Here is an 11,613-nt window from a genome sequence, read left to right on the forward strand (position 1 = left end):
TTATCTCAATATTAACATTTTTTCTTTTAGCCGTTTTTTCATTTAATTCCATATTCGCTCTTCCTATAACTTTTGGTTTGGCATCCGTTATGACCATGATTACTCTGTTATCGTTTTGAAATTCAAATTTTTCCAAAGCCTGCTGAATCGCTTCATACATCGGCTCGGCTCTGTCTCCGCCTCCGTCCGCATAAAAATATTTCGATTCTCTCACTATTTCGTTTATATTATTGTTGAAGTCTATTTTTTTTGTCAAATATTTATCTTTAGTGTCTCTGTAAAGCAAAAAACCTATTCTCGAATTTGCATTTTTTGAAATTATATTTTCGGCTATAATATTTATTTCGCTTTTTATCGCTCTTAAATAAGGACGCATACTTTCGGTAGTGTCTATAACCATAATCAAATCAAGCGGATTATCGTTATATTTTTTAATTATTTTATGAATATTATCTTTCAAATCGCTATCATTTTGGACTGAACTGTTATTTATATCAACGGATTTTACGGGAGAATTTAATATTTCGTCATAATATTTTTTTTTTTCGTTTTCTCTTTCGATATTATCGTTTAAACTTATTCTTCCGACTATTATCTCATTTGTATTCAATTCTATAAAAGGCGTTTCTTCGTTTATATTTTCGTTGATATTGTTAATGTTATTTTCAGTATCATTATTTATATTATTATTCGTAGGTTTTTCTCCATTATTTATATTATTTCTATTAGTCGCTTCGATTATATAATCTATCGGATAGGTGAAACTTTCTCTATTATTATTAAACACATTGAAAGATAAATATCTGTCGTCTGGCATTTCCTTAAAATATGCTTTTATATAAAGTTTTTTTCCAACCTCTCTATTATAAGTGTCTTCCAAAATTATCGCGCTTCCATCAACATTAATCGTATTTCCGTAAGACGCTCTTATCAATTTATATGCTTCGTTAGTTTTTCCGTCTCGCACATAAAAAGCGTATCTTCCGTTATTTCCGCCCGAATAATACAAATAGAAAGCGTATAAATCTCCCTCTCTTTCGACATTTCTTAAAGTTATTGTCGGGTTTGTCGTATCGTTATTTATTCTGAATACAATTTCGTTTTCGGCGATTATATTTCCGTTTATATCGTAAGATTCGAATATTAAATTTATATTGTTTCTTAATGTAATTTGATTATTAAAATTATTCAAATACAAAGTTTCTGGAATATAAGTTTCAAAGACATAACCTAAACTATCATGCATAGAAGTATTGTTAATATTTATTATCGAATTGGTATTTCTATTAACATACAAATAAGAATAAGAGCCGTTTTCAAGTTTATATTTTAATTTCAATTCCGCAGTTTCGTTTTTCTTTTGTATATATATATGATAGCCTCTTTCGAGTTTATTTACTTCGATATTATTTTGATTAATGTCGTTAATATTAAGTCCAAATCGTCCGCTTTGAGAATATAAATTATTTAAAGCGCCGAACGATACTGCCGATAAAATAATAAATAAATATTTAAGTCTTATTAATCTTTTCATTGTTATACCTCTTTAAAATTATTATCGGATATGCAATCTATAAATATGCATTATTATGTTAATAGTATTATGTTAAAATTGGAAATCTAAAAACAATTAAGGAACATTTATATTTGAAAGTAATTCCTCTATAATCATATCGCTTGTTATATTTTCCGCTTGCGCTTCATAACTTATGCTTATTCTATGTCTTAAAACTTCGTAAGCGACAGCTCTTATATCTTCGGGCATAACAAAACCTCTGCCTTGCATCATAGCGTTCGCTTTAGCCGCTTTCGTTAAATATATTCCAGCTCTCGGAGACGCTCCGTAGTCTATATATTCGCTTTTAAGTTTATAATCGCTCGGATTTCTCGTGCCGTCTATTATATTGATTATATAATCCAATAATCTTTCTTCTATATGAATTTGACTTGCAAGTTTTCTTAACTTTTCTATCGTTTCAATAGTAGTTATTGGATTTGTAGCTTCTGGTTTTGAAGTCGACATATTTTTTATTATGGTTTTTTCCTCGCTTTTATTAGGATATTTGACTATAACTTTAAGCATAAATCTATCTACTTGAGCTTCGGGCAAAGGATAAGTGCCTTCCTGTTCTATTGGGTTTTGAGTGGCAAGAACCAAAAACACATCGGGAAGTTTATAAGTTTTATCTCCAATAGTTACTTGATGTTCTTCCATAGCTTCGAGTAATGCAGATTGAACTTTCGCGGGCGAGCGATTTATTTCATCGGCTAATATTATATTTGAAAAAATCGGTCCCTGTTTCGGCAAGAATACTGAATTTTTTATATCGTAAATTTCAGTTCCTATTATATCCGCGGGAAGCAAATCGGGAGTGAATTGTATTCTCTTAAAAGAAGCGTCTATAGTTCCCGCTAAAGATTTTACCGTTAAAGTTTTCGCAAGCCCTGGAACTCCTTCGAGCAATACATGTCCATCGCATATAATACCTAAAAGAAGTTTATCTATCATATTTTCTTGTCCGACAATTACTTTTTTAATTTCGTCTTTAATGGCGTTTATCACATCCAAAGCCGCTTTTGCCGCTTCCGCTATAGCTTGTAAATCTTTCGATTCTGTCATATTTTTCTCCGTTTTTTCAATTAAAATTTAATTTCAAATTTTTTAAAATATTTTATTTAAGTTCTTTGAGATTTTATCGCTCTATATACAAAAAATACAATCAAAAATATTATCAAACATTCCGTTATCGTGGCGATTAAAAAAGGATAGCCGAAAACTCTTATTTGATATTCTTCCATAATTTCTTCATGAGGAATCAAATTTGCAATATAATTATTATCGTTTCTTATCTCGTAATATCTCGCTTCGAGTTCGGGAATTTTCAATTTTCCTTTTCCAATCGGCTTCAAAGTATAAAATATTCTATATTTTGAAATCGGCGATTCGTTTTCTTTATCCGATAATTCGCTTTCCACTCTTTTATTTACGACTTCAAAATCGCTTATAGCGTTTTCGTTCAAACCTTCGACTTTAAATGTTCCAGCGTCTCCCGTAAATTCCAAAATATATTCTATATTCTGCCATTTATAAATGATTTTTTTATTTATTTTTCCTTCGACAATAATCGTAGAATGAAGAATATTCGAAAATAAAATTAATAGCGAAAAAATATAATATTTCATTGAGAATAGATTATATATAAAAATTCAAAAAATTCAACGGATACATTTAATTTAAGATGTTAATTCCGATAAAAAATCCATAATAAAAAATGTTTAAGATATTTGGAAAATAAATAAGGATATTAAAATGAAAAAAGTCCCCGTATTATTTATTTTAATTTTAGTAGCTCTACTATTAAACACTTGCAGGGAGGGATTTTTAGGCGTTCCCGATTATTTCAGAGGATATTATCAAAGCGATAATCCCATTTTAGACGATAAAACTTATTTACTTATTTATGTCGCTACAGGCTCTTTAACCATATATTTAAGCGAAGACGGAGACACAAATATTACGAGCGACAATATAAAAGAATATGCAAGTATAAGCCCCTACAATATAATAGGTTTAGACTATAATTATACATTTGACACGGGAAGTATGAACGGAACCGTAAACTTCAACGGAAGATATGGCGCCGATGTAAAAATTGAAGAATATAACCCGCCTTTTACAATCAAAACTTATTGCAAAAAAGTAAACTAATACTTATTATTGAATTGTTTTACAAATAACATCTCGCATTTTAAAATAAGGCGAATTATTTTGTTGAAAAGTTATTTTAAGTTGAGAATCGTCTAAAAAAGTTATAGTTCCCGAAAGAACGCCATCTTGAAAACTAATATTTGGATAAGTCCCAGATATTCTATTAGTTCCCGTAGAATCAATCGTATCTCCTGTTAAATTAGTATTAGCAAGAGCAGCCCTACTTGCTGCCGTAACAAATCCTATAGTAATACTTTCAGCCGAATCGACTCTAACGCCTAAAAAAGTGCTACTAGAACTTCCCGCTATTACAGCCACGCTACTATAATAAGTGTTATTAGGTGCTGAAGACTCTGCTAAACCTTGAGCCGCTACAGGAGAAACGCAAGTATATAAAATAATACCGCATATAATAGTTAAAGCAAAAAGAATCAATTTATTCATAAAAAACTCCGCTATCATTTATTAACCTTATTATCGTAATTATTTAAAAATTCCTTAAATATTTTTATGCAAATATTTATTGATTACTCACTCCTTGATGCATAAAGTCTCTCCGATTCTATAATAATCTGGAATTAATTTTCTAAATGTCACTATAACCCTATTGTCGCCTATAAATTCCAAAGTTCCCACTCCTTGACTATTTTGAAAACTATAATAAGGGTCGACTCCAGTTATATTTGTAGCGTTTACCAAAAAATCATTATTAGTATTAATGGCATTCGTAGGAGCGTTGGTATCCGCATACGCCATTCTAAAGCCTCCATCTCCTTCAACATACAAATGTAAAACCCTTCTCTGCAAAGTAGATTGCGTTCCCTTATAAGTTCCAACTCTTGTAGTAGAAAGAGGATTTGCCACAGGAGAAGAACATGACAAAATTATAATAATAAAAATGAATATAAATATATAAAATATTATTTTCAATTTATCCTACCCCAAAATAAATTATTATTATTTTATATTTTTATTGACATAAAACATTTTCCAAACTAAAATAAGGAGTTCTAAGGCTTGTAACACTCACTCTTATAGAAGAAGAATCCGCTACCCTAACGGATGCCGCCAAATTTGCGTTTTGATAATTATAATTTCCCAATTCGCCTGATATATTCGTGAGTGTCGATACAGCAGTGGTATCAGCGGCATCAAATCCTATCTCAAGCGAAGTAGCCGTAAAATTACCAATATATAAAGTAGCGCTTCCTAAAACTGGTTCAATGCTTTGAAATCCGCTTGTTTTTGATAAAGTGGTTTCGTTTGCATCCGTAACAGGCTCAGTTGCAGGAGTCGGACTGCATGCTTGAATAAACGGAGCTATAAACAAAATTAACAAAACCAGATTTTTTAATAATTTTTTCATTGGTTTCTTTTTCATAAAAATCCCCTTTTAAAGTTCGTAATATTAAAATAATAACAAATTTTTAATATTATGTCAACACTTTTTTTAAAAGTTTGTTATTATAATGGAATTATCGGATTTTTTGAAGTTATATTAATGATTTTTTTGACAAATAAAAGCATTTTGTTTATAATAACATCATGGAAAAAAATTATAAAGTAATAGCGAGAAAATACCGTCCGCAAACTTTTGAAGAGGTTATCGGACAAGAACATATAACAAAAACCATCTCAAAAAGCATAGCCCAAAAAAAGATAGCGCATGCTTATTTATTTTCGGGTCCGCATGGAGTTGGAAAAACATCTCTTGCAAGAATTATTGCGAAGGCTTTAAATTGCGTAAACGGTCCCACAGATAAACCCTGCGGAGAATGTCCATCCTGCGTCCAAATAGAAAACGGAACTCCTCTCGATGTCATAGAAATAGACGGAGCGAGCAATAGAGGAATAGAAAATATAAGAACTATAATCGAAAATGTGAGAATATCTCCAGTTTCTGGAAAATATAAAATATATATTATTGACGAAGTTCATCAAATAACGAACGAGGCTTTTAACGCTTTGCTTAAAACTTTGGAAGAGCCTCCTCCTCATGTCGTATTCATACTTGCGACAACGGAAGCGGAAAGAGTATTGCCCACAATAAGAAGTCGTTGCCAGCAATATACTTTTAAATCTTTGAATATCGAAGATTTGGAAAAAATTCTTAAATCAATATTAAGCAAAGAAAATATAGCCTACGAAGACGAAGCGATATTTTTAATTTCAAAACAGGCTCGAGGCTCGGTTAGAGACAGCGAAACTATTTTGGAAAAAATGATTGCCTATACAACGGACAAAAAATTTATAAGCGCCGCAGATGTGATTGCCGTTGTCGGAGGAAATAATTTTAGTTTCGTTAAAGAATTTTTCGATGTTATGATGTCGGGCGATAAAAAAAATTATTTTCTATTTATAAAAAAATTATTCGAGGAAACCGTTGATATTAGGACTTTTACGAATAATTTAATAGAATATATGCGAATAGTTCTTATGATTAAAAGCGGAATTAACGATATAAAACTTCTTGAAATAACGGAAAACGAGAGAGACGATTTGAAAGTTTTTGCAAATAATTATAACGATGAAGAAATTGAAAGAATTTTAGATTATATACTTTCAATCGAAGAGAGAATAAGAAACGCTGCAAATCCAAGAACGATTTTTGAAATGCGGGCGATGGCTCTTTTGAATACGGATAATTTGATTCGTCCGATTGATATAATTTCGGCTTCAAATGTTTCGATTAATAACGAAAGCGAAATTAATTTTGAAGAAGAAAAGAATTTTAATAATTTAAATAATTTGAATATTAATAAAATAGAAAATAAATCTAATTTGGATGTTCCGTTGAATCCAACCGACAAAAGAAGAATATTTTACAATAAAATACTTTCTTATATTGAAACTGAAAGCGCTACAATTTATTCTCTGCTCTCTCAAGGAAATCCGATTGAAAGCAGAGGAGCTACTTTAATCGTGGCACTACCAGAACATATATACGAAATGACTCAAGCGGACAAAAGAATTCCAGATTTAATAGCGAGCGCAATACCAAAATTTACAAAAAATAAAGATGTGGCGATTCAATTTCAAAAAGCTGTTGAAGGCGATATGATAGATAAACTTAAAAGCAGATTGCAAGCTACTCAAGTCGATTCGGATAGTTTATGATAGTCTAACAAATATTTAATTTATAAAAGGAGTTAATATTTATGTGGTTTAATAGATATAATCTAATTGAAGCCGTAAAAAATAACGATATTAATCGAGTAAATTCCATATTGAATAACGGGAAAGCAAATATTAACGCCAAAGATAGAGACGGTTGGACTGCTTTAATATGGGCTTCATGCAAAGGAGATTTAGAAATAGCTAAACTTTTAGTAGAGAGCGGAGCGGATGTTAATGCTAAAGATAATGAAGGTTGGAACGCTTTAATGGAGGCTTCATACGAAGGACATTTAGAAGTAGTCCAATATTTAGTAGAGAAAGGAATTAATAGCGTTAATGTCAAAGATAGAGACGGTTGGACTGCTTTAATGAGAGCCTCATGGAGAGGTTATTCGAAAATAGTTCAATATTTAATAGAAATTGGAGCGGACATTAATATTAAAAATAAAGATGGAAAAACGGCTTTAGATTTGGCGGATACCGAAGAAATAAAAGAAGTATTGAGAAAAGCTGGAGCTAAATAATAATTTAATCTTAAAATTAGGAGATAAAAAATGATAATTTTAAAAGCAATAATTCTAATTACTATTATAATTTTAGTAATAATAACCTGTTCTGCAAATTCGGGGAAAGACACATTCAAAATTAATGTAGATAGTAATGAATATACAATAAACGCTACCAATATTAACAATCAATTTATTAAAGTGGAAATAGACGGTGAGATATATGAAATGACGCCTTTAATGTTTGCCTCATATTCTGGCAACTATGAATTGGCTCAATTTTCAATAAGGAACGGAGCTGATATTAATGCTGAAGACAGTTTTGGATTTACTATTTTAATGTGGGCTTCAAGCGGAGGAAATTTAGAAATGGTTAAACTATTAGTAGAGAATGGAGCGGATATTAACGCTAAAGATTATGAAGGTTTGAGTTCTTTAATGTGGGCTTCAATTGAAGGGCATTTAGAAATAGTCAAATATTTAGTAGAAATTGGAGCAGATGTTAGTATTAAAAGTGAAGATGGAAAAACAGCTTTAGATTTGGCGGATACCGAAGAGATAAAAGAAATATTGAGAAAAGCGGGAGCTAAATAAAATTTTATTAATTTTAGATTACTTAGGTTTTTACAAAACCTAGTAATGACAATTCTTTTTGCATCGTCATTGCGAGTGAAATTAAGCAATCTACTATTTATAAAGTTAAATTTTAAAATCAAATTCTATAAATTAATTACGAAAATTTTATAAATTATTTTTAAAATATTCCTCTAAAATATTATCTTCAATATTTATAGAAATTATTTTTTTACTACTTTTTCCGCCTCTTATTATTTCAATGTCTTTTTTCTTCAAATTAAGTTCTTCGGATAAAAATTCTATAATAGATTTATTCGCTTTGCCGTCAATCGCTTTAGCCGTTATACGAATATAATATATTCCGTTTTCTTTTTTGAAGCTATTCGATTTCGCTCCAGCCGTTACTTTTGCTTCTATATTAATCATCTAACTTCCGTTTTTTAATTGATTATATGCATTAATTATAATATAATATAAGAATTATTTTAATATTAATTGTTAATTATTAATCATGGTATAAAAATATATATGGATAAAGAAAATCAAAGTTTGACTAACGCCGAAGAGACTTCTTACGATAATTTGGAAACGAATTCTATAAGACCGAAAAGTTTTTACGATTTTATTGGGCAGAAAAATATAAAATCAAAATTGAAGGTTTATATAGAAAGCGCCAAAAAGCAGGATGTTTCATTAGACCATATACTTTTTTACGGACCGCCTGGACTTGGAAAAACGACTCTCGCTCAAATAATAGCGAATGAACTCGGAGTAGCCATAAAATCGGTTTCCGCTCCCGTAATAGAGCGTCAGGGAGATTTGGCTTCGATATTAACGACTTTGGGAGAAAAAGATATTCTTTTTATAGATGAAATTCACAGATTAAGAGCCGTAGTCGAAGAGGTTTTATATTCGGCTATGGAAGATTTTTTTGTCGATATAAAAGTTGGAGAAGGAACGAGCGCAAAAAGTTTCAGAGTCAAACTTCCTCGTTTTACTCTTATCGGAGCTACAACAAGAAGCGGACTTTTAAGCAAACCTTTATACGACAGATTTGGTATAGTGGAAAGATTGGAATTTTATACGGAAGAAGATTTGGCAAGTATAGTTAAAAGAAGTTCCGCGTTTTTGAATATAAAAATAACGGATTCGGCATCGGTTTCGATAGCGTCAAGGTCGAGAGGAACGCCAAGAATTGCAAACAGACTTTTAAGAAGAGTATTTGACTTTGCGACTGTTTCAAATGTTATAAAAATAGACGAAGATTTTGCCTGCGATTCTATGGAAAAATTGGGAGTCGATAAAAACGGATTCGAGGCTTTGGATAAACAATATTTAAATGCGATAATTAAACATTATAACGGAGGTCCCGTGGGAATAGACACAATCTCGGTTTCGTTATCGGAACAAATTGAAACGATAGAGGATATTATAGAACCTTATTTGATACAATGCGGTTTTATAAAGCGAACGCCGAAAGGAAGAGTCGCCACAAATAAGGCTTTTTCTTATTTAAATGTTTCAAAAAGATATGACGATAACTATAAAGACGGAAGTTTATTTGTAGATTTATAAATTTATAAAATTATAAAATATAAAAAAGGAGAATTATTATTCAGACTAAAGATATTTTTAATAATACGAAAGAAAACGAATTCGACAGCGAATTGGACAAATATTATATTGACGAAGAAAGTTCGGAAAAAGCGAAAAATATTGCAAATAAATTAGTCGGAAATTTAAATTTCAAAAACGATAATAAAAATATCCAAAAAAAAATAAATAAAAATAAAATCAATAAATATACAAAAAAGAAAATAAAAGTATATAAAAATCCTTATGTAAAATCGAAAAGCAAATTCGTTGGAGGAATAAAGAAATTTTTTAAAGCTTTATATAATTTGACGGGCGGAATAAGAAATTTTTTCAAAATCATAATATCGGCAATTATCAAAAAAGGAAACAACGAAAGAAGCATATTGATATTTTATAACGATGAAGAAAAAGGAATTAGACTTCCGATTAATAATTTTATGATATTATTTTTAATGTTAATATTTTCGGCTTTGGTATATACGGGAATTGACGCATATCATAGACAAAAAAGCGCGGGAGATTTTTATATCGCACTTTCCGAAAGAGAAGCGACAACTTATAAACTTATACAAGATTATAGAAATTCTTTAAATAGATATTCGACAGCGTTAAACGATTATAATAATACTATAAGAAATATATCTTACGGCATAGATTATAACGACAATTATTATATAAGGAATAACGAATCCACAAATATAAATAAAATTTTAAGCGAAGTCGACAGCTATCAAAAAAATATACTTTCTTTTTTGCAAATATCTTCAGTTTTGCATAGAGAGATTCCAACGGGATGGCCAGTCGCTGGAGGTGGAAGAATCTCGAGCGGATTCGGTTCGAGAGAATCTCCTTTCACTAAAGAGAAAAGCTATCATTACGGAGTCGATATCGCGGGACCTTACGGAACTCCGATTTTGGCAGTTGCGGACGTAACTGTGACTTATTCGGGCTGGCGAAACGGCTACGGCTGGTTTGTTATAATTACTCATGCGAACGGCTATCAAACGGCTTACGGACATAATTCTAAACTTTTGGTGAGTAGCGGACAAAAAGTCAAAAGAGGCGAGAGAATAGCGCTTATAGGAAATACGGGAAGAACTACGGGAATTCATTGTCATTTTGAAGTTAGAATAAACGGAGACCATAAAAATCCTATGCCTTATTTGAGCGCAAGGTTTTAATAATTTATAAACTATAAAAAGTCAATGAAAGAACATGATTCCAAAAAAAGATATTTAGGCGAATTTTATACTCCTTTTATATTCGCTAAAAAATCATTAGAATTTATTAATAAAGCGATAAATATCGAAGAATTAAAAAGCGGAAGGTTTAGAATTTGGGATATGGCATGCGGAAAAGGAAATTTGGAATATTATTTGGATAAATCGGTTTATAAATATTTGTATATGTCGACTATAGATAAAGAAGATATAGAATATTGCAAAGTAAAATTCAAAAAAGCCTGCATCTTTCAATACGATTATTTGAATGACGATATAGAATCAAAAAACAAAATATTTAATTATAAAAAAATTCCAAAAAAATTAAAATCCGATTTGGAGAATAAAGAATTGAATTGGCTTATATTCATAAATCCGCCTTACGCTACGAGTCAGGTTGCGGGAACAAATTCAAAAAGCAAAAAAAATGTAAGTTATAGTTCGATAAGAAATATTATGCATGAAAATAAATTGGGCGAAGCATCGAGAGAATTATCCGCTCAATTTATGTTTAGAATTAATAAAGAATTCGTAAACGGCAAAAATATTTATTTGGCGATTTTTTCAAAAACGAATTATATAAAATCGAATAATAACGAAAAATTTAGAGAATATATTTGTAATTATAAATTTATAAACGGATTCGTATTTTCTTCTTCCAATTTTGAAAGCACTTCAAAAACGACTCCGTTTCCAGTAAGTTTTATAATTTGGAAAATATCGAATAAATATAATATAAAAAAAGAAAATATTAACATCCCCGTATTTGACAATGATTGCAAGAAAATCGGAAAAAAGAATTTTACCGTAATAGACAGAAATAAATTATTGAATAAATGGATAAAGAGAGTTCGAAATATTTATACATTCGTTCCTCTTTCTTCGGCGA

At 30.4% G+C, this 11,613-nt stretch carries 13 protein-coding genes and 1 pseudogene; 7 read left to right on the forward strand and 7 right to left on the reverse strand.

The window, feature by feature from the left end; all coding sequences use genetic code 11:
* The 3 genes from EZH24_RS02425 to EZH24_RS02435 all read right to left on the reverse strand — a co-directional run.
* A partial coding sequence (locus EZH24_RS02425) for a vWA domain-containing protein (protein WP_137997542.1) occupies window positions 1-1,534 on the reverse strand: 1,534 nt, incomplete at its 3' end.
* A gap of 96 nt (window positions 1,535-1,630) precedes the next feature.
* Window positions 1,631-2,620, reverse strand: coding sequence for an AAA family ATPase (locus EZH24_RS02430; RefSeq protein WP_137997543.1), 990 nt, complete (start codon window positions 2,618-2,620; stop codon window positions 1,631-1,633).
* A 56-nt stretch (window positions 2,621-2,676) separates the two neighbouring features.
* The gene (locus tag EZH24_RS02435) at window positions 2,677-3,183 is read right to left on the reverse strand and encodes a hypothetical protein (RefSeq protein WP_170310824.1); all 507 of its coding nucleotides are present in this window, start codon (window positions 3,181-3,183) and stop codon (window positions 2,677-2,679) included.
* 127 nt (window positions 3,184-3,310) lie between these two features.
* Here EZH24_RS02435 and EZH24_RS02440 point away from each other — a divergent pair, with 127 nt between their 5' ends.
* Window positions 3,311-3,709, forward strand: a complete 399-nt coding sequence (locus EZH24_RS02440; RefSeq protein WP_137997544.1) for a hypothetical protein — start codon at window positions 3,311-3,313, stop codon at window positions 3,707-3,709.
* A gap of 6 nt (window positions 3,710-3,715) precedes the next feature.
* Here the strand turns inward: EZH24_RS02440 and EZH24_RS02445 are convergent, their stop codons facing one another.
* From EZH24_RS02445 to EZH24_RS02455, 3 genes are all read right to left on the reverse strand, one after another.
* Window positions 3,716-4,153: a hypothetical protein gene (locus tag EZH24_RS02445; protein WP_137997545.1), complete on the reverse strand. Its 438-nt coding sequence runs from the start codon at window positions 4,151-4,153 to the stop codon at window positions 3,716-3,718.
* Between the two features lie 87 nt (window positions 4,154-4,240).
* Window positions 4,241-4,639 carry a hypothetical protein gene (locus EZH24_RS02450; protein ID WP_137997546.1) on the reverse strand — a complete coding sequence of 133 codons (399 nt, stop codon included), beginning with the start codon at window positions 4,637-4,639 and terminating at the stop codon, window positions 4,241-4,243.
* A 40-nt stretch (window positions 4,640-4,679) separates the two neighbouring features.
* The gene (locus tag EZH24_RS02455; RefSeq protein ID WP_137997547.1) at window positions 4,680-5,090 is read right to left on the reverse strand and encodes a hypothetical protein; all 411 of its coding nucleotides are present in this window, start codon (window positions 5,088-5,090) and stop codon (window positions 4,680-4,682) included.
* A gap of 164 nt (window positions 5,091-5,254) precedes the next feature.
* On the opposite strand from EZH24_RS02455, the gene dnaX reads away from it, so the two are divergent.
* From dnaX to EZH24_RS02470, 3 genes are read left to right on the forward strand one after another with little or no spacing between them, the layout of a single operon-like run.
* Complete coding sequence (gene dnaX / locus EZH24_RS02460) at window positions 5,255-6,826, forward strand: DNA polymerase III subunit gamma/tau (protein WP_137997548.1); 1,572 nt, start codon at window positions 5,255-5,257, stop codon at window positions 6,824-6,826.
* Window positions 6,827-6,867: 41 nt separating this feature from the next.
* On the forward strand, window positions 6,868-7,350 hold the full coding sequence (locus EZH24_RS02465) for an ankyrin repeat domain-containing protein (protein WP_137997549.1): 483 nt from the start codon (window positions 6,868-6,870) through the stop codon (window positions 7,348-7,350).
* Between the two features lie 30 nt (window positions 7,351-7,380).
* Window positions 7,381-7,926, forward strand: a complete 546-nt coding sequence (locus tag EZH24_RS02470; protein WP_137997550.1) for an ankyrin repeat domain-containing protein — start codon at window positions 7,381-7,383, stop codon at window positions 7,924-7,926.
* 147 nt (window positions 7,927-8,073) lie between these two features.
* Here EZH24_RS02470 and EZH24_RS02475 read toward each other — a convergent pair whose 3' ends face one another.
* A complete protein-coding gene (locus tag EZH24_RS02475) occupies window positions 8,074-8,334 on the reverse strand; it encodes a DUF167 domain-containing protein (RefSeq protein WP_137997551.1) in 261 nt (86 codons plus the stop codon).
* 102 nt (window positions 8,335-8,436) lie between these two features.
* On the opposite strand from EZH24_RS02475, the gene ruvB reads away from it, so the two are divergent.
* From ruvB to EZH24_RS02490, 3 genes and pseudogenes are all read left to right on the forward strand, one after another.
* A complete protein-coding gene (gene ruvB, locus EZH24_RS02480; RefSeq protein ID WP_137997552.1) occupies window positions 8,437-9,483 on the forward strand; it encodes a Holliday junction branch migration DNA helicase RuvB in 1,047 nt (348 codons plus the stop codon).
* A 92-nt stretch (window positions 9,484-9,575) separates the two neighbouring features.
* A complete protein-coding gene (locus EZH24_RS02485; protein WP_137997553.1) occupies window positions 9,576-10,685 on the forward strand; it encodes a M23 family metallopeptidase in 1,110 nt (369 codons plus the stop codon).
* A 24-nt stretch (window positions 10,686-10,709) separates the two neighbouring features.
* Window positions 10,710-11,613 (forward strand): annotated as a pseudogene (locus EZH24_RS02490) (hypothetical protein); the annotation flags it as partial.

It is taken from the genome of Brachyspira catarrhinii (genome assembly GCF_005518285.1).
Lineage (GTDB): Bacteria > Spirochaetota > Brachyspiria > Brachyspirales > Brachyspiraceae > Brachyspira > Brachyspira catarrhinii.